We start from the raw sequence: 18,527 nt of genomic DNA on the forward strand, positions 1-18,527 counted from the left end.
CCCGTCTGCCGCTCGAGTGCCAACAGGCCGCCGGCCGCCATTCGCGCCCGACGGCGTCCCTCCCGGTCAGGTTCAGGCCGTCCAGCCACCGCGGCGGTAGGCAGGCGTACCGAGCGCGAGCACGAGGGTGGAGGCGATCATGGCCGCGACGATCACGATGCACATGGCCGTCGCCGTGGCGCCGAGCAGACCCACCGCCGGAGCGACCATGCCCGCCACCCCGGCTTGAGAGAACCCGATCATCGCGGCAGCGGCACCGGCTCGCTCGCCGTGGCGGGTGAGGGCGAGCGCTGAAGCGTTCGGCGGCACGAGGGCATTCACGAAGAGCATCAGCCACAGCGGGATGCACAGTCCGATCAATCCCCCGGTACCCGTAGCCGCCACCACGAGCAACACGATCGCGAGGATCGTCGAGACTGGTAGTGCCAGTCGCATGATGCGCACCGGAGCAAACTTGCGTACCAACGCGGCGTTCAGTTGCGAGCCCAGTACCAGGCCGATGCCGTTCACAGCGAACAACAGGGAGAACTGGTGTTCGGTGAGCCCGTATCCCTCGCGGATCACGAACGGTGAGCCGGACACGTAGGCGAACAGAGCTGCCATGCCCAGACCGGGCAGGAGGGCGAGCGCCACGAACTGACGATCGCGCAGCAGGACCCGGTAGGTGCCCAGTACCGATCGCACGGATCCGGTGTTGCGGCGCTCCACGGGCAGGGACTCGGGCAGGAACCGCCACACGATCACAAACAGCGCCGCGCCGTAGAGGGCCAGGGCCACGAACACCATCCGCCAGTCCCAGATCGAGGCGATGATGCCGCCGATGGTCGGGGCAAGCAGCGGCGCAACGCCGATCACGAGCATCAGGCGGGAAAGCACTGCGGAGGCCTCGGCGCCAGAGAGCCGGTCCCGGATCACGGCCACGGCCACCACTCCGGCGGCGGCATTGCCCATGCCCTGGATCATCCGCAACGCGATCAACGGCATCACGTCCGCTGCCATCATGCATAGCAACGAGGAGACGATGTGCACCACGATGCCGAACAGCACCGGGAGGCGGCGGCCGTACTTGTCCGAGAGTGGTCCGATCAGCAGCTGCCCGAGTGCACCGCCGATCAGGGTGGCGGTGATGGTGAACTGCACCGAGGCCTCACCGGCGGCGAGGTCGGTCACCACCTCGGGCAGCGACGGGAGGTACATATCCGTGGTCAGGGCGCCGAGGGCGGCCATCGCGCCCAGCAGGAGCACGAGCTTCGGGGAGGTCCGGCGGCGCGCGACCGGGCGTCCGGCGGCACCCGGCACGCGGGGCGGGGTCGTCGCGGTGTGCGAGGTCGCCGAAGCGCCGGGGACGCCACTGGCCTCCGCGATGGTCTCGGCGCGCACGACCACGTCCCGCGGGACACCGTCAGCGGGGGTCACGATCGGGGCGGCGGTCCCTGCCGTCTTGTCGATCTGCGCATCATCGCGGTGGTGGTCGGAGCGGTCGGTCGCGAAGCGTGCGGTATCGGATGACAAGAAGGAGTTCCCAGAGCGGCGTGAACAGGCGTGCGGTCATCTCTATTGTCCGCGGCGGGGGCCAGATGTCACGAATCGATTCGACGAAACGGCTGTGATGCTGGCGACACCCTCATGGCAGGGCAAAGCCGGTGCGTCCGAGCGCCAACGGCCGGTGTGCGCGCGCTCAACACCGCGTCATCGTGCCCGTGCAGCATCCTTCGCCGCGGCCTTGGCCGCCTTTTTCGTGGCTCGAACGCGCAGCAGCGACTCCTCGTCGAGCACATCAGCGATGGACCGAAACGCCCCGTCCTCACCGTATGGACCGGCCGCCTCCCGCCATCCCTCGGCGGCGAGCCCGCGCTGCTTACCCAGCAGGGCCAAGAAGATCCTGGCCTTCTGTTCTCCGAAGCCGGGTAGCGCCTTCAGCCGACGCAGAACCTCCCGCCCATCTGGATCTCCCCGCGTCCAGAGGGCAGCGGCGTCACCGTCGTAAGAATCCACCAACTCCTGGCACAGCGCCTGGATGCGCCCGGCCATCGAGCCGGGGAACCTGTGCACGGCCGGAGGCGTGGCACACATCGCCTTGAACTCCGCCGGATCGGCACCGGCGATAGCGGCAGCGTCAAAGGAGCCCATGCGGTCCGCGATCTTCTTCGGCCCCGCGAAGGCGGACTCCATCGCCACCTGCTGGTCGAGCAGCATCCCGATCAGGAGCGCGAGTGGATCGCTCTCCAGGAGTCGGTCTGCATCAGCGTCGCCAGTCATCCACAAGGTCGCCATGGCCTCTATCGTTCCACGGCCGCGCACGGATGCACAGCGTTGCCCTTGCGGGATGGCAATGGAGACCATCGGGACTTCAAGCATTCGCGCGGAAGCCGCATCGAATGCCAATGTTTAGCAAAGGTTTGATCAAGTCATCACAGGTTACTCGCCGGAAATGTCTCAGAGCGATAACGATACCTGGGTGAAAGGCGACGCCCCCAGGGGGCGGTCGGCACCCCTGAAGAAAGGTCGTGGAAGCGCAGGATTCTGCGGTTGCGAGAGTGCGGACAGCGGAGGGGATCGACGTCCACAGGCTTCGGTCTTCCGGTTGAGGCATGCGCAGCACTTGCTTAGCGTGGAGAAGCATCCATGACCAGTCGGGGTGACCCGTCCGGTACCGCGTGCCTTTTTAGTGGCCCAAGCCATCGGAGAGTGACGCGTTCAGCCTGCACGACGGGCCGGTATCCGGGAGGCTTGGCCTCGTCCGACCGAAGGGACCATGATGACAACCACGAAGCGAAGGGCCGTCACGATGACGGCCGCCGTAGGAGCGATGGCGCTCGGCCTCGCTGCCTGCGGCAGCGACAGCGGTGACGGAGACGGCGCCGGCTCGGGTGACGGAGGGGGCGAAGCGTCGCACCTGGAGGAGCTTCAGGAGTCTGGCACCATCGTCGTCGGTATCAACGGTGAGGAGCCGTACAGCTTCCTCGACGACGCCGGTGACCCCACGGGTGCCACGATCGCCATTCACGAGGCCGTCTTCGCCGAGATGGGCATCGACACCATCGAGGCCACCGTCGTGGAGTGGGACGCGTTGATCCCGGGTCTGCAGGCCGACCGGTTTGACGCCATCTCCGCCGGGATGTCGATCCTGCCCGAGCGTTGTGAGCAGGCAGACTTCGGCGTTCCGGAGATCATGTACACCACGGCGCTGATGGTCCCTGAGGGGAACCCGAACAACCTCAGCACGCTGCAGGATCTGGTGGACACGGACCTGACCATGTCGGCCATGAGCGGTGCCATCGAGCAGGGTTACGCCGAGGACCTCGGCATCGAGGTCTCCACCGTCGGCACCCCCGAAGACGGGCTTGAAGCTGTGGAGGCTGGCCGAGTCGACGCCTTCGCCCTGACCGGTATTTCGTTGCGTGCACTTGCCGAGCGCAACGCCGACGCCGCCGTCGAGGTGACCGAGCCGTTCGTCGCGGAGATCGACGGCGTATCCCAGGTTGGCGCCGGTGCCACCGTGTTCGCCCAGGGTGACGACGAGTTCCGCGAGGCCTACAACGAGGCCTACCGGAGCGTGATCGGTAGCGCCGAGGACTTCGAGGCCATCGTCGGCGAGTTCGGCTTCACTGAGGCCGAGTACCCGGGCGAGGACATCACCACTGAGATGCTCTGCGCCGGGGAACTCCCCGAGGCTGGCTGAGCAGCACTCTCGTGGACGGTCTTCTTGACCAGTTGAGCACGGCGGCGCCGCGCTTCTGGGACGGGCTGGTGGTCACTCTCCAGCTCGGCCTGGGCGGCGCCGTCGTCGCTCTCGTGATTGCTGTGGTGCTCGGCCTCATGGGGCTGAGCACGCACGGTTGGCTGCGGGCTCCGGCGCGTGTGGTCGTTGAGTTCTTCCGTGGCACCTCGCTGGTGGTGCAGCTCTTCTTCCTCTTCTATGTTCTGCCGCAGATGGGAGTGAGTTGGGATCCCTTACCCACCGGGATCGTGGCTCTGGGCCTCAACTACGGTGCCTACGGTGCCGAGGTGGTGCGTGGTTCCCTCGCCGCAGTACCCAAAGCGCAGTGGGAGGCGACCACCGCGCTGTCGATGAAGCCCGTCCATCGCATGGTCCGGATCATCTGGCCACAGGGCTGGGCATTGATGCTGCCTGGCTTGAATAACTTGCTGGTGATGCTCGTCAAGGGCACGGCCCTGGCGAACTTCATCTTCCTCCAGGACATCACGTTCGTCGCCGACGATCTGGTGCGCACCATGGGCAAGGTGTTCGCGTTCGGCTGTGCATTCGCTCTGTACTACGCGCTGAATCTCTCACTCTCCAGCGGGATGCGAGGGCTTGAACTTCGCGCACAGCGGCGCCTCGGGCTCAAGAACCCGTCAGCCAAGGCCGCCAAGAAGGCCGAAACAGCAGCGGGGGTGGGCTGAGATGAACTGGAGTTGGGACCTGACCTTTGAGGCCCTTCCCGAGCTATTGACGCAGTTTCTGAAGATCACGCTACTTGTCACCGTGGTCTCCTCGATCGGCGCCGCCGTGTTGGGGATGGTCTGGGCTGTTGTCCTTCGCGAAGCACCGCGTCCGATCGCCGCCGTCGTCTTCCGGGTTCTTGACATCATTCGGATGACGCCGATTCCGCTGCAGTTGGTGGCGGTCTACTCGTTCCTGATCGCCACGGACGTGTCAGCGCTGACGATCGGGCTCGTCGTCTTCGCCGTGCACTACTCGACCTATATGGCCGAGTCCTACCGGGCGGGGATCGAGTCCATCCGACCCGGCCAATGGGAGGCAGCCACTGCCCTGTCCATGTCGAAGGCGCGCACCTGGCGTGCGGTGATCGTTCCCCAAGCACTCCGCGCGACTCTCCCGTCGCTCGGCAACTGGGCGATCGCCATGTTCAAGGACACGCCGTTCCTGATCATGATCTCCGTGCCGGAAATGGTGACAGAGGCGCGAGAGTTCGGCGGGAAGAATTTCAGTTACGTCGAATCCTTCACCTTGGCCGGTCTGATCTTCCTCGCGGCGAGCTACCCCACCGCCGTCCTCATGCGGAAACTGGAGAACCGTCTTGCCACCTACTGACGAATCCCTGCAGTCAGTGCCGGGTGCACCGGCACTGAAGTTCGAGAACGTCGTGAAGAAGTTCGGCGACCTCACCGTGCTTGACGACCTCAACTTCCAGGTCGAGCGCGGCCAACGCGTCACCCTGATCGGTCCCTCGGGCTCCGGGAAGACCACCATCCTTCGTCTGGTCATGACGCTGGAATCGCTCACCGACGGGTACATCTACGTCGACGGCGTGCCGCTCACCCACCTGGAGCGGAACGGTCGCCGGGTGGCCCGCCGCCACAAGGAGGTCGCTCAACTCACCACCCGGATCGGGATGGTGTTTCAGCAGTTCAACCTGTTCCCGAATATGACGGTGATGGAGAACATCATCGAGGCGCCCGTCCATGTACTCGGCAAGTCCAAAGATGAGGCCCGTGCACGCGGCAAGGAGATCTTGGATCAGGTGGGCCTGGGAGATAAGGCTGATCAGCACCCGAGCCGTCTCTCCGGTGGTCAGCAGCAGCGCGTGGCGATCGCCCGAGCGCTGGCGATGGACCCCGAGATCCTGCTGCTGGACGAGGTCACCTCGGCACTCGATCCCGAGCTCGTGGGCGATGTGCTCCAGGTCCTGCGCGATCTCGCCGAGACCACCGACATCACGATGCTGATCGTGACCCACGAGATGCAGTTCGCCCAGGACGTCTCCGACCGGGTGCTGATGTTCGACAGCGGACACATCATCGAGGACGCGAAGCCAGAGGCGATGTTCTCCAACCCGACCCATGAACGCACCAAGGAATTCCTCCGCGCGGTCCTGTGACCCGCGAGGAATCCCGCACCAGGGCGACGCTCATGCGTCGAGTCAGGCAGATGATTGCCTCGCTCGACGCATGACGGTGCTCTCGGTCAGGGCGTGAGATCGATCCGCCGCAGCCGCAGAGCGTTGAGTGCCACCACCACGGTGGATGCGGACATGAGCAGCGCGCCCACCGCCATCGGCATCACGAAGCCGATCGGCGCCAGCACCCCGGCAGCCAGTGGCACGGCGATCAGGTTATAGCCGGACGCCCACCACAGGTTCTGGACCATGAGCCGGTAGCCGGTGGCCGAGAGCCGCACGATCGACAGCACAGAGCGCGGGTCGTCGCCGGCGAGGATCAGCCCGGCCGAGGCAGCCGCCACATCGGTTCCCGCACCGATCGCAATCCCGACATCAGCCTGTGCCAGGGCCGGGGCATCGTTCACGCCATCGCCCACCATCGCGACGACGTGTCCCTCCTCCTGCAGCTGGCGCACCTTGGCGCTCTTGTCCTCGGGACGCACTTCGGCGAACACCTGGTCGATACCGAGTTCGGAGGCCACGGACTGCGCCACAGGTTCGGCGTCACCAGTGATCATGACCACCGCGATCCCCCGATCATGGAGCTGGCGGATCGCCTCCTGTGACTCCGGTCGGATCTCGTCTGCCAGGGCGAGCGCCCCGATCACCTCCCCGTCGGCGAGGACGTGCAACACCGTGCGCCCGCCCTCAGCCCACTCGGCGCTCTCCGGGAGCGGCTGCTGGCCCGCATCCTCCAGGAGGGCCGGGCCGCCGACGCGAATCGTCCGGCCCGCCACCTTCGCCTGCACCCCGAGTGCGGGTGCGGAGGAGAACTCCTCGGCGCCCGGGACGTCCAGGCCACGATCACGGGCCGCGGACACGATGGCTCGAGCGAGCGGGTGCTCACTGTCGGACTCTGCGGCGGCAGCGAGGCCAAGCATGTCGTCGGCGGCAGAAGCGGAACCCCTGTCGGTGCCGGCAACGGTTGCCAGGTCCACCACGCCGGGCTCCCCCTTGGTCAGGGTTCCGGTCTTGTCGAAAAGGACGGCGTCCACGGACCGGGTGCGCTCCAGCGCCAGCCGGTCCTTGACGAGGATGCCCGCACGAGCGGCGCGCTCGGTCGAGATGGAGACCACCAGGGGGATCGCCAGGCCCAGGGCGTGCGGGCAGGCGATCACGAGCACGGTGATCACACGGACAAGCGCATCGGAAGGACTGCCGAGGGCCAACCACGCGATCGCCGTCAGGAGTGCAGCTCCGAGGGCGAACCAGAACAGCCATCCCGCGGCACGGTCGGCGAGGCGCTGCACCTTCGTGGACGAGGCTTGCGCCTCGGAGACCATCCGCTGGATGCCGGCCAACGCCGTCTGCTCCCCCACCGCTGCGATGCGCACCCGCAGGCCGGAATCGGTGGCGACAGTGCCGGCCACCACGGTGTCCCCGACCCCGCGCGCCACGGGGACGGACTCACCGGTGATCATCGACTCGTCCATGTGCGCCCGCCCCTCGGACACCTCACCGTCGGCCGGGACGCGGCCGCCGGGACGGACGATGACCACGTCGCCCAACTCCAGCTCGGACGGCGGGACCGTCTCGGTGCTCCCATCGGCTCCCACCCGTTCGGCCTCGTCAGGCAGCAACTCTGCCAAGGAGTCCAAAGCCGACGAGGTCCGGGCAAGGGATCGCATTTCGATCCAGTGACCGAGCAACATGATGACCACGAGCAGCGCCAGTTCCCACCAGAAGTCCAACTCGTGGGAAATCAGCCCGAGAGTGGCCCCGGCGGAGGAGACGAAGGCGACGGTGATCGCCATCCCGATCAGCAGCATCATGCCAGGCGACTTGGCCCGGATCTCCGAGACAGCTCCGGTCAGGAACGGGCGGCCACCCCAGACATAGATCACCGTGCCCAGCACCGCAGGGATCCATGCTGTGCCCGACGGCGGGGCGTAGCCAAGCAGGTCGCCGAACATCGGGCTCAGCGCGACCGTGGGGACGGCGAGCACGAGCATGATCCAGAACAGGCGGCGGAACTGGGCCGCGTGATCGCCGTGGCCGCCATGCCCTGAGTGTCCGCTGTGACTCTCATGTCCCGAATGGCCTTCGTGGCCAGCGTGACCTTCGTGCTGGTGACGTTCGGCAGATCCGTGCTCGTGGTCAGCGGTGCGGTCCTCGGTCATCTGCTGCGCTCCATCGTTCGTCATACGCGAGCCAACATCATACCCCCTAGGGGTATTCCGTGCCATGCTGGAGATGAGTGATTTCCTGAGTCACCGGGTGGCTTGCGCGGGAAGCACTAACTCTGAGGATTCAATCAACGGGCGCGCGTGATGGGGTCGGAAGGTCGAGATGCGCGATCAGGCCGCCGCCGGGGTTGGGTTCGAGTGTGAGCGTTCCGTCGTGGACGCTGGCAATTGCGGTGACGATGGCTAGACCAAGTCCGTGGCCGGCGCCTCGCGTGAGCGAGCGTCCGTGTGCGCGGGCGAAGGGTTCGGTCAGTTGGTCGACCATCTCCTGCGGGATAGTGGCGCCCGTGTTGGCGACCGTGACACGCAACGACTCCGGACGCGTCGCAGTACGTACAGTGATCTGTCCACCGCGGTGGTTGTGCCGACCGGCGTTGCGGAGCAGATTGGAAAGGGCTTGGCGGAGCAGGATGGGGCTCCCGCGCGTCCAGGCGTGGGCGGTCTGCATCGTCAGGGTGAGGTCCTTCTCTTTGATCTCGTTGGCGAGTTCTCTCGCGACCTCCTCGATAAGTGCGCTTACATTCACCCGCTCGGGAGTGAGCGACGCGTTGCTCGCGCTGGCGAGGTCGAGGAGGGCCTCAATGGTGTCGATGTTCGATTGGTTGACATCGCGGATGCGCTCGGCCAGCGAGCGGAGTTCACCCGAGTCGGCAGCGGGGTCGGCCAGCGTGACGTCGATCATCGTCTTGACCGTGGTGAGCGGGCTACGCAATTCGTGCGAGGCGTTGGCAGCGAATCGTTGTTGAGTGGCGAAGGATCGCTCGAGCGAAGCGAGCATGCGATCGAAGGTCGCGGACAAGTCCCTGATCTCGTCCTGCGGGCCAGCCATGCTCAAGCGGTGGTCGAGTTCACCGGAGGCTGCGCGGTTGGCCGCGGCGTTGATCGCGGTGAGTGGCCTGATGATCCGTCCGGCCATCAGCCACCCGAGGATGCCACCTAGGATGATGAGGACGCCGAGTGCGATCAGCGAAGCGACCAGCAGGTTGCTGAGGACATCGTCGACTGTCCGGATCTCAAGTGGGTGGGCTGGTTGGATCCGGCCGAGGTCACTCGCGGGGCCGGGGGTGGGCTGATCGAGTTCGGTGGTGGGTACGCGCCGCACTTGCAGGTTGTAGCTGGGTACATACCGCATATAGAGGTAGACGAGCGCGATGAGAACGGCGCCGCATGTGGCAACCAGACCCGCGTAGCTGAGGCACAGACGTGTTCGGATAGTGAGCACCCGCTGGCGGGGACTGCGTCCCGTTTCTTGCGAGGTTGTCATTCTGTGGTGCCGAATCGGTACCCGACGCCGGATACGGTCTGGATTGCCCACGGCTCGCCCAGGCGTTTGCGGAGGTTGGAGACGGTGACTCGGACCGTGTTGCTGAACGGGTCCGCGTTGGCATCCCACGCTTGCTCCAGAAGGGATTGCGCCCCGAGCACGCCGCCTTCGGCCTTCATCAGGGTGTGCAAGACGGCGAACTCCTTCGGGCTCAGGCGGACCAGTCGACCATTGCGGTAGACCTCCCGGCGGAACGGGTCGAGACGAACCCCAAGCGCGTCGAGAACCGGAGGGCTGGCCCGTTGGCTGCGCCGTTCCAGCGCACGCAGCCGTGCGACGAGTTCGGGGAATTCGAACGGTTTGGGCAGGTAGTCGTCGGCGCCCAGTTCGAAGCCGGTGACTCGCTCGTCCAGTGTGCGTGCGGCGGTGAGCATCAGGACGCGAACGTGCGGATGCTCGCGGGCAAGTCGGGCGCAGACCTCATCGCCGTGGACTCCGGGCAGGTCACGGTCGAGCACCACGACCTCGTAGGTCTCATCGACAACCGCGTCCAGGGCGGCGGCTCCGTCGTGCACCACGTCGGCGGCGATCGTCTCACGCCGCAGTCCGATGCGGATGGCGTCGGCGAGGTAGGGGTCGTCCTCCGCGATCAAAACCCGCATCACGCGCCCTCTCTTCCCTGTTGCCGACCGTATGACAGCGAACCACAGGAGGCGTTGCGACGGCATAAAGAAATTCCTGAACGCTCTGAGAACGCCCCTCTTGATCAACTGATCGGGCGCCGTCGGAGAAACCGCGGCCACGGACTCAAGGAGTGCTGATGAGACAACCACGCCGAACCGCCACCGTCGCCACCATGCTGGTGGCATTGGTCCTGACGGGTGCAAGCCTGGCTGGATGCAGTAACGATGCCCCGGATACGGCTGAGGAAGGCTCGGAGCAGTCCTCGTTCGCTACCGCGGAGGAGTATCAGCTCGCGTTCGCTGAGTGCATGCGCGATCAGGGCATCGACATGCCCGACCCCGGGGAGAACGGCGCGGAGATCGGGGCCGGGACAGGAGACGGGTTCATGGAGGCAGCTGAAGTCTGTGCGGACGAACTTGGCACGCCGCCTGGGGGCGATGGGGCTGCTCAGCCGGGGCAGGGACAGCGTGAGTTCGACCTGGCGATGGCCGCGTGTCTGCGTGAGAACGGCCTCGATGTCTCCGATCCGGCGCCCGAGGAGGGGCTGACTGTTCCGATGGACGCCGGACAGGAGCTGCTCAACGAGTGCGCAACGGAGGCGGAAGAGGCCATGGGAGAAGCTCCGTGACCGAAGTCCAGCACGAGAACGTGCCCGAGGCCGAAGTCTCACCATCCGATTCCCCCGATGTCCTCCCACCTCGGAAGCGTTCACGGCACCGGGTCCTCTTCGGCACCCTCGCCGCAGTTGTTCTTCTCGGAGGGGCCGGGGCGGGAGCGTGGGCTGTCTCGACCGGCGCGCTCGCGGATTCCGGGCAGGAGGCCCCACGGCAGCAGTTCGCCACGGGGCACGTGGTGCGAGGGGATCTGGAGGAGAGCACCAGTGCGGTCGGAACCCTGCGATACGAGGCTTCCCGCACGATCCAGGCGGGGGTAGCGGGAACGGTGACCGGACTGCCCAGCCCGGGTACCACCGCGTCTGCCGGGGAGAGCTTGTACTCGATCGACGATGTACCGGTGTTCCTGCTGGGCGGTGAGAGGCCGGCGTGGCGGGGGTTCGCCAGCGGGATGGACGACGGATCGGACGTGCAGCAGCTGGAGGAGGCGCTGAGCGAGCTCGGGTTCTTCACCGGAGAGCCCGACGAGCAGTTCCGATGGGCGACGACGGAAGCGATCATGGACTGGCAGGAGTCCCACGGGCTCGACCGCACCGGAGAGCTGCCGTTCGGGTCCGTCGTCTTTGCGGACGGCGACCTGCGCATCGGTACGGCGACCGCGAACGTCGGCGACCATGTCGCTGCAGAGACCGAACTGTTCCAGGTCTCTGGCACCACCCAGATCGTGGACGTGGACCTGGGCCTGTCCGACCAGCAGCTCGCGGTCCTGGACACGGCGGTCGTGGTGCGGCTGCCTGGTGGTGAGCAGACGTCCGGGACGATCATCTCGGTTGGCACTCCGACCGAGACCGAAAGCGCCACGGGGGAGTCCACCACTGTGATCCCGGTGGTGGTCGCTCTGGATAATGCGGATGCTGCGTCGGCGTTCCAGGAGGCATCGGTGACTGTCGACATCCCGAGCCAGTCCCGCGAAGACGTCCTCTCGGTCCCGGTCGGTGCCTTGCTTGCGCTCACCCCTGACCAGTTCGGTGTGGAGGTCGTCGATTCGGACGGTTCGACTCGTCAGGTGCCGGTCGAGACCGGCCTGTTCGCCGGCGGGCGCGTGGAGATCTCCGGCGATGACGTGTCAGAGGGCACAGAAGTGGTGGTGCCGTCCCGATGAATCCCGTCATCGCCCTCGACAATGTCCAGCGCGCGTACGGCGACCCTCCCGTTCTCGCTTGCGCAGGGGTATCGCTGCAGATCCGTCCCGGAGAGTTCGTGGCAATTGTCGGCCCGAGTGGATCGGGCAAGTCCACACTGCTCAATCTCATCGGGACGCTGGACCGTCCCACGGCGGGCAGCGCCCACATCGATGGCCTGAACGTCGATGACCTCGACGACCGGTCCCTGTCGGCGTTGCGCGCCCATCGGATCGGCTTTGTGTTCCAGCAGTTCCACCTCGCTGAAGGCGTCACCGCGCTCTACAACGTCGCCGACGGGCTGCTCTACACCGGAGCAGCGCTGGGCGAGCGTCGCCGTCAGGCTCAGATCGCTCTGGAACGAGTCGGACTGAGCCACCGAGTGCACCATTTCCCGCACCAGCTCTCCGGCGGCGAGCGCCAGCGCGTCGCGATCGCGCGCGCCGTCGTCGGCAACCCACGGCTCCTTCTCGCTGACGAACCCACTGGCAACCTCGACAGCAGCGCTGGCGCCTCGATCGTCGAGCTGCTGCACGAGCTCAACTCCCAGGGCACCACCGTCGTGGTCATCACCCACGACAATGAACTCGCCGCTCGGCTCCCCCGGAGGATCGCGATCAGGGATGGGCTCATCGTGAGCGATTCGGCGCAGGTGGTGAGTGCATGACCACCCTGAGCACACCAGAGGTCCAGACCGCGCAGAGCCGTCCCTCCAGCCGTTCTCGTCTGCTAGGCCGGGATGTTCTGCGTCTGGGAACGACGGGATTGCGTGCACGCCCGACCCGTGCGGTGCTGTCGGCCTTGGGTATCGCCATCGGCATCGCGGCGATGATCGCCGTCGTTGGAATCTCCTCATCCAGTCAGGCCCGCCTCAACGACCAGCTCTCAAGGCTTGGCACCAACCTGCTCACCGCAAGCGCAGGAACGAGCTTCACCGGTCAGCAGACAGACCTGCCTTCCGACGCGCTGGGCAAGGTCTCCCGTATCGACGGTGTGGAGTCCGCCAGCAGCACCGCCGCACTCCCAGTGAACGTGTACCGCAGCCCACTGGCCGACCCGGCCGCAACCGGCGGAATCACCACGTTGGTTGCTGATGACGACCTGTTGGACGTGACCTCGACCGAGATGAGCTCCGGCACGTGGTTGAACCCAGCAACCGCTGAACTCCCGAGCGTCGTGCTGGGAGCAACCACCGCGTCGCGTCTCGGGGTGGTGTCCCTCGGCACACAGGTCTGGCTCGGCGGTCAGTACTTCACCGTCATCGGCATTCTCGAGCCGTCCGCACTCGCTCCCGAACTCGACACCGCAGCCCTCATCGGTGCAGGCATTGCCGAGAACAGGTTCGCCTACGAGGGCTCGCCGACCACCATCTACGAACGCTCGGCAGACGATGCCGTCGCAGCAGTGCGCTCACTCATCGCTGCCACCATTTCCCCGCAAGCACCAGGCGAGGTCGATGTCTCTCGACCATCGGACGCGCTCGCCGCCCAAAGTGCCGCGAACGATGCCTTCACCGGGCTGCTCCTCGGGTTGGGATCGATCGCACTGCTCGTGGGAGGGATCGGAGTGGCGAATACGATGATCATCTCGGTGTTGGAACGACGTCGCGAGATCGGACTGCGTCGTGCCCTGGGGGCGACCCGCCAGCACATCGTGGCCCAGTTTCTGGCCGAGGCACTCCTGCTCTCCACCCTCGGTGGTGTCTTCGGGAGCGTCCTGGGTGCCGTGGCTACCGGGGTCATGGGGCTCATCAACGACTGGCCGTTCGCTCTGCCGCCCGTGGCCATCGCGGTCGCGGTCGGCGCGACCGTCATCATCGGAGCGATCGCGGGTATCTACCCCGCCATCCGAGCAGCCCGCACCCCGCCCACCGCCGCCCTCAACTCCTAAGATTGCGTCGAGCCCGCGACCAGGTCGCACAACCATCGCGGGCTCGACGCGTTCTGTCGCGAGCGGCTTTGGCGACGCCTGGTGCGGCACGGCCATCGCAACACGGCATCGTCGATGCGCCACACGCACCGTGTCGGTGGCCCATCGTTCGGCTATCCGCGTTCTGCGTTGGCGACTCTTATTCCAGGTGACTCACGTGAGCTACCGCCTCGCAACCGCGGTGTTCCACGACGGGATCCGCCCGGTGAGCAGCCCTGCACCGAGCCCGACGGCATCCCGCAGCTACGCCAGTGACGCGATATCGCAGGCAACTGAGGGCTGCCACCTTCTGCTGCTTGACGCCTGTCGTGGCCCGCCCTAGTCTTACTTCAGTTCTTAACAAAGGAGTTAACATTGGCTCGCACGGCCGCCCGCATGGACGTGACCCGGTCAGCGATTCTCGCCCACATCGGAGCCCACGGACCCACCTCTCGCGCTGAGCTCGCGCGCGCTCTCAGCGTCTCCCCGGCGCTGATCACGGGCGCGACGAAGCGGCTCATCGCGGACGGGCTCCTCACCGAGCTGGACCACTCCCCCTCCCAGGGCGGCCGGCCGGCACGCCTCCTTGGCCTGGTCACCGAGAGTGGTCGCGCGATCGGCATCAAGGTGGTGGCCGACCACATCACCTTGGTGGAGGTCGGTATCGACGGCTCCGTCCAGCGCTCCGCCACCCGGGAGTTCGACGCGGCTGCGGGGGCCGCGTTGAGCGAACTGACCGCCATCACCGTCGAGTTTCTTTCCGAGGGCACATCGGGGCCGTTCCTCGGCATCGGCGTCGGGGTCCCGGGCACAGTGGACGAGCAGGACGCCGGAACAGTCGACTCCACGCAACTCGGGTGGGTGCGCGTGCCCGTGGGCGAGACGCTCCGGCGTGCCGTGGACCTTCCGGTCCTCGTGGAGAACAACGTGAACGCCCTCGCCATGGCCGAGGCGCTCTACGGCAGCGGCCGCGGACTCGCGCACGCCCTCGTAGTCACCATCGGCACCGGGATCGGCGCCGGGATCATCAGCGACGGCACTGTGTTTCGCGGGTGGCGCGGAGGCGCCGGCGAATTGGGCCATGTGCCTGTCGTCCCGGATGGTCCGCCCTGTGTGTGTGGCGGGACGGGATGCCTGGAGACCCTGATCAGCGAGCGCGCGCTGCTCGCCGAGGCCACCGCCGCAGGCGTCCTCCCTGAGGATTCCGACGTCGACGCCCTGCGCATCCGCGCCGATTCCGGCGACCCAGGCGCAGAAGCGATCTTCCGGACCGCCGGCACGCACCTCGGCCGCACCCTGGCCGGCCTGGTGAACGTGCTGGATCCGGAAGCGGTCATCGTTCTCGGTGAAGGCGTGACCGCCTGGCGGCACTGGTCGGCCGGGTTCGAGCCCGCCTTCCGCGCCGCGCTCATCCCGCACACCCGGCACATCCCGATCACCGTGGAGACCTGGCAGGACGATCGCTGGGCCCAGGGCGCTGCGGCCCTTGTACTGAGCACCCCATTCGATGCCCAGGGCCGCTCCGGAGAACAGGGCCGCCTCGTCCGCGAGCGCCTCGCCATCGGCGAGGCCCCTGCCGCTGCCCGCCCGGCTGCCGGTGAGACCGGGGTACCTCAATGACCGCACCGACCGCCGTCGCCCTCCCCCGGAGGACCTCGAGTACACCGCCCACGCGATCGCGAGGCCGCAGCCGGCTGCGCTACACCCTCACGGTGCTGGCGTTCCTGCTGCCCAGCGCGCTGCCACTGCTGATGTTCACCATCTACCCGATGGCCGGAGCCCTCTGGACCAGCCTGCACTCGTGGAATCTGCTCGGGGTGATGGAGTGGGTCGGGCTGGAGAACTACGCCACGCTGCTCACTGACGACGCCACCCGGCGGGTGTTTGCGAACACGCTGTACTACGTCGTCGGCTATCTACCCCTGGTGTACCTCGGCGGGCTCACCTTGGCGCTCGCGCTGAACAGCCTCATCCCGGCCCGGAACCTGCTGCGCGGGATCTACTTCCTACCCGTGGTGACCAGCTGGATCGTGGTGGCGCTGGTGTGGCGATGGCTACTCAACCCGTCCGTCGGGGTGGTGAACGCCGTGCTCGGCGGGCTCGGTATCGACGGACCGGGCTGGTGGACGGACCCGTATTGGTCGATGCCCGCGATCATCCTCGCCTCGGCGTGGAAGGACCTCGGATTCGTGATGATCATCCTGCTCGCCGGCCTGCAGGCGATTCCCACGGATGTGCAGGAAGCGGCGATGATCGACGGCGCTGGGAAGTTCCGCCGGCTGCTGGCCATCACCCTGCCCCTACTCTCCCCGTCCACCTTCTTCGTGGTGGTGATCTCCCTGATCAACGGATTCCAGGTGTTCGACCAGGTGTACGCGATGACCGGGGGCGGGCCGGCCGGCTCAAGCACCGTGGTGGTGCAGCAGATCTATGACCTCACCTTCCGGTACAGCTCGGCCGGAGAGGCCTCGGCACTGTCCTGGCTGTTGTTCGCGGTGGTGCTCGCGGTGACGGTGGTCCAGCTGATCGGACAGCGCAGGTGGGTGACCTATGCCTGAGCGCATCCGCCGTATCCTGCTGACCGCCGTGGTGGCCCTGGGCGCACTGGTGATGTTCTTCCCGTTCGCGTGGACGGTCAGTACCTCGCTCTCGTCCGGTGCCGGACTGGACGCCACGCCGCAGCTCATCCCGGACGATCCGACCCTGGCGGCCTACCGCGAGCTGTTCGCGAACACACCGTTCGCTCGCGTGATCGCCAATTCCCTCGGCCTGGCCATCACGACGACGGCCCTTCAGCTGGTGACGAGCTCCCTGGCTGGCTACGCCTTCAGCAGGTTGGCCTTCCCGGGGCGGGGCGTGGTCTTCGGGCTGTACCTGGCCACGATGATGATCCCGATCCAGGTGCTGATCGTGCCGTTGTTCGTGCAGATGCGCAGCCTTGGCCTGGTGGATACCTATCTCGGTGTGCTGCTGCCCGGGGTGGCCAGTGCGTTCGGGGTGTTCTTGCTGCGCCAGGCGATGAACTCGGTGCCCCGTGAGCTGGACGAGGCCGCCACGATCGACGGCGCCGGGCACGTCCGCATCTTCGCCCGTCTCCTCCTCCCCCTCGTGGGACCCGCCCTGGCAAGTCTGGCGGTCTTCGCGTTCATGAGCAGCTGGAACGGCTTCCTGTGGCCGCTGATCATCCTGCGCTCGGAGCACCTGCAGACCCTTCCGCTGGCCCTGGCCGGCCTGCAGGGGCAGTACACCACCCAGTGGGACGTGATGATGGCCGGCTCCGTGGTCAGCGTGCTCCCCATGCTCGCCCTCTACCTGTTCGCCCAGAAGTACGTCATTCAAGGCGTCGCGGGCACCGGACTGAAGTGACCCCCTACCCCCTTGCTCGACCTGAAGAATCAAAGGAGATCCTCATGAATCGCACCCGCTGGACGGCCGCCACCGGCATCGCTGCCGCGCTCGGCCTGACCCTGACCGCCTGCGTCTCGGGCAGCACGGACGACCCGGCCACCGAACCCGCCGCCACCGACGACGGCCCGGTCACCATCAGCTACACGAACTTCATCTCCGCCGGTGGAAACGAGGAGAATCTGCAGACCATCGTGGACGCCTTCGAGGCCGAGCACGAGAACATCACCGTGGAGGTGACCACACTCCCCTACGCGGACTACTTCACGGCGCTGCAGACCGACCTGGCCGGCGGCACCGTGGCCGACGTGTTCGATATCGAGTTCGCGAACTACGCCTCGTATCAGTCCAGTGGTGTGCTCGCTCCGCTGGACGGCGCCGATACCAGTGTCTATCAGACCTCCCTCGCCGAGGCCTACGCCACCGACGGCACGCAGTACGCCCTGCCGAGCTCGTTCTCGAACGTGGTGCTGTTCTACAACAAGGACCTGTTCGACGCCGCCGGCCTGGAGTACCCCACCGCGGACTGGACGTGGGAGGACGAAAGAGCGGCCGCCGAGGAGCTCACCGACGCCGATGCCGGAGTCTGGGGCGACTACCAGCCGATCAGCTACCACGAGTACTACAAGACCGTCGCGCAGGCCGGTGGGCAGTTCTTGACTGAGGACGGCACCGCGGTCGCCTTCAACTCCCCCGAAGGAATCACGGCGGCCGAGTGGCTCGTGAACAAGTCCGGCACCACGATGCCCACCGCCGAACAGGGCGCCGGCACACCCGACTTCGACAGCGGTCTGTTCACGGGCGGCGAGTTGGCCATGTGGCACACGGGCATCTGGATGTTCGGCGCCCTCGCCGAGGCCGACTTCGCCTGGGACATCGCCGTCGAGCCAGGTGACGCCCAGCAGGCGAGTGCCCTGTTCTCCAACGCCGTAGGCGTCTCGGCCTCCTCCGAGAATCAGGCCGCTGCCGCGGAGTTCGCCCAGTTCCTCACCAGTTCACCCACCACTGTGGACGTGCGCCTGGAGTCGGGGTGGGAGCTGCCCCCGATCGCCGACCAGGCCCAGCTGGACACCTACCTCCAGCAGGACAACCCGGCGAACCGGCAGGCCGTGTTCGACTCCCTCGAGCAGGTGGCACTGGCCCCCTCCATCGGTGACGGGCAGGCCGAGATGCAGGACATCGTCACCGAAGAGCTCACCGAGGCCGCGGCCGGGCGCAAGAGCGTCGAGGAGGCGCTCGCCTCGGCCGAGGAACGGGTGAACGCCCTGCTCGGTTGACCGGCCACTCCGGGACCCACGTCCCCGCGACCCCCCTCACCCCACCACCCACCCCACGCCGAGTGCCCCCCGATTTCGCTCACCTGCTGAGATATAGCCGAA

17 protein-coding genes are annotated in these 18,527 nt (G+C 66.7%); 12 read left to right on the plus strand and 5 right to left on the minus strand.

The features are described 5' to 3' along the window. Positions 1-72 precede the first annotated feature (72 nt). Both LQF10_RS13435 and LQF10_RS13440 read right to left on the minus strand, forming a co-directional pair. Positions 73-1,512: a multidrug effflux MFS transporter gene (locus tag LQF10_RS13435; RefSeq protein WP_231064340.1), complete on the minus strand. Its 1,440-nt coding sequence runs from the start codon at positions 1,510-1,512 to the stop codon at positions 73-75. 177 nt (positions 1,513-1,689) lie between these two features. Further along, positions 1,690-2,274, minus strand: coding sequence for an HhH-GPD-type base excision DNA repair protein (locus LQF10_RS13440; protein ID WP_231064341.1), 585 nt, complete (start codon positions 2,272-2,274; stop codon positions 1,690-1,692). A 484-nt stretch (positions 2,275-2,758) separates the two neighbouring features. Between LQF10_RS13440 and LQF10_RS13445 the strand changes: the two genes are divergently transcribed. The 4 genes from LQF10_RS13445 to ehuA are packed head-to-tail and all read left to right on the plus strand — an operon-like array spanning position 2,759 to position 5,846. Next, positions 2,759-3,682 carry a transporter substrate-binding domain-containing protein gene (locus tag LQF10_RS13445; protein ID WP_231064342.1) on the plus strand — a complete coding sequence of 308 codons (924 nt, stop codon included), beginning with the start codon at positions 2,759-2,761 and terminating at the stop codon, positions 3,680-3,682. 11 nt (positions 3,683-3,693) lie between these two features. Next, positions 3,694-4,407, plus strand: coding sequence for an amino acid ABC transporter permease (locus LQF10_RS13450; RefSeq protein ID WP_231064343.1), 714 nt, complete (start codon positions 3,694-3,696; stop codon positions 4,405-4,407). 1 nt (position 4,408) lies between these two features. Further along, on the plus strand, positions 4,409-5,059 hold the full coding sequence (locus LQF10_RS13455) for an amino acid ABC transporter permease (protein ID WP_231064344.1): 651 nt from the start codon (positions 4,409-4,411) through the stop codon (positions 5,057-5,059). After that, positions 5,046-5,846 carry an ectoine/hydroxyectoine ABC transporter ATP-binding protein EhuA gene (ehuA, locus tag LQF10_RS13460; protein ID WP_231064345.1) on the plus strand — a complete coding sequence of 267 codons (801 nt, stop codon included), beginning with the start codon at positions 5,046-5,048 and terminating at the stop codon, positions 5,844-5,846. Before LQF10_RS13455 ends, ehuA begins: the two co-directional genes overlap by 14 nt. An 86-nt stretch (positions 5,847-5,932) precedes the next feature. On the opposite strand, the gene LQF10_RS13465 is transcribed toward ehuA, so the two are convergent. The 3 genes from LQF10_RS13465 to LQF10_RS13475 all read right to left on the minus strand — a co-directional run bounded on the left by LQF10_RS13465 (position 5,933) and on the right by LQF10_RS13475 (position 10,018). Further along, complete coding sequence (locus LQF10_RS13465; RefSeq protein ID WP_231064346.1) at positions 5,933-8,050, minus strand: heavy metal translocating P-type ATPase; 2,118 nt, start codon at positions 8,048-8,050, stop codon at positions 5,933-5,935. 106 nt (positions 8,051-8,156) lie between these two features. Beyond that, entirely contained in the window at positions 8,157-9,356 is a 1,200-nt protein-coding gene (locus tag LQF10_RS13470) for a sensor histidine kinase (protein ID WP_231064347.1), read from the minus strand. Further along, positions 9,353-10,018 carry a response regulator transcription factor gene (locus LQF10_RS13475; RefSeq protein WP_231067344.1) on the minus strand — a complete coding sequence of 222 codons (666 nt, stop codon included), beginning with the start codon at positions 10,016-10,018 and terminating at the stop codon, positions 9,353-9,355. Before LQF10_RS13475 ends, LQF10_RS13470 begins: the two co-directional genes overlap by 4 nt. 158 nt (positions 10,019-10,176) lie before the next feature. On the opposite strand from LQF10_RS13475, the gene LQF10_RS13480 reads away from it, so the two are divergent. The 8 genes from LQF10_RS13480 (at position 10,177) to LQF10_RS13515 (ending at position 18,425) form a co-directional block, all read left to right on the plus strand. After that, entirely contained in the window at positions 10,177-10,668 is a 492-nt protein-coding gene (locus tag LQF10_RS13480; protein WP_231064348.1) for a hypothetical protein, read from the plus strand. Further along, complete coding sequence (locus LQF10_RS13485) at positions 10,665-11,816, plus strand: efflux RND transporter periplasmic adaptor subunit (protein WP_231064349.1); 1,152 nt, start codon at positions 10,665-10,667, stop codon at positions 11,814-11,816. The genes LQF10_RS13480 and LQF10_RS13485 overlap by 4 nt, the downstream gene beginning before the upstream one ends. After that, entirely contained in the window at positions 11,813-12,502 is a 690-nt protein-coding gene (locus LQF10_RS13490; RefSeq protein WP_231064350.1) for an ABC transporter ATP-binding protein, read from the plus strand. Before LQF10_RS13485 ends, LQF10_RS13490 begins: the two co-directional genes overlap by 4 nt. After that, the gene (locus LQF10_RS13495) at positions 12,499-13,725 is read left to right on the plus strand and encodes an ABC transporter permease (RefSeq protein ID WP_231064351.1); all 1,227 of its coding nucleotides are present in this window, start codon (positions 12,499-12,501) and stop codon (positions 13,723-13,725) included. The genes LQF10_RS13490 and LQF10_RS13495 overlap by 4 nt, the downstream gene beginning before the upstream one ends. A 393-nt stretch (positions 13,726-14,118) precedes the next feature. Further along, entirely contained in the window at positions 14,119-15,363 is a 1,245-nt protein-coding gene (locus LQF10_RS13500; protein WP_231064352.1) for an ROK family transcriptional regulator, read from the plus strand. Continuing rightward, positions 15,360-16,301 (plus strand): carbohydrate ABC transporter permease, encoded by a 942-nt coding sequence (locus tag LQF10_RS13505; protein WP_231064353.1) that lies wholly within the window; start codon positions 15,360-15,362, stop codon positions 16,299-16,301. The genes LQF10_RS13500 and LQF10_RS13505 overlap by 4 nt, the downstream gene beginning before the upstream one ends. After that, positions 16,294-17,109 carry a carbohydrate ABC transporter permease gene (locus LQF10_RS13510; protein WP_231064354.1) on the plus strand — a complete coding sequence of 272 codons (816 nt, stop codon included), beginning with the start codon at positions 16,294-16,296 and terminating at the stop codon, positions 17,107-17,109. Before LQF10_RS13505 ends, LQF10_RS13510 begins: the two co-directional genes overlap by 8 nt. Before the next feature lie 44 nt (positions 17,110-17,153). After that, entirely contained in the window at positions 17,154-18,425 is a 1,272-nt protein-coding gene (locus LQF10_RS13515; protein ID WP_231064355.1) for an ABC transporter substrate-binding protein, read from the plus strand. The last annotated feature ends 102 nt before the right edge of the window (positions 18,426-18,527 follow it).

This window comes from Ruania halotolerans, assembly GCF_021049285.1.
Taxonomy (GTDB): Bacteria; Actinomycetota; Actinomycetes; order Actinomycetales; family Beutenbergiaceae; genus Ruania; species Ruania halotolerans.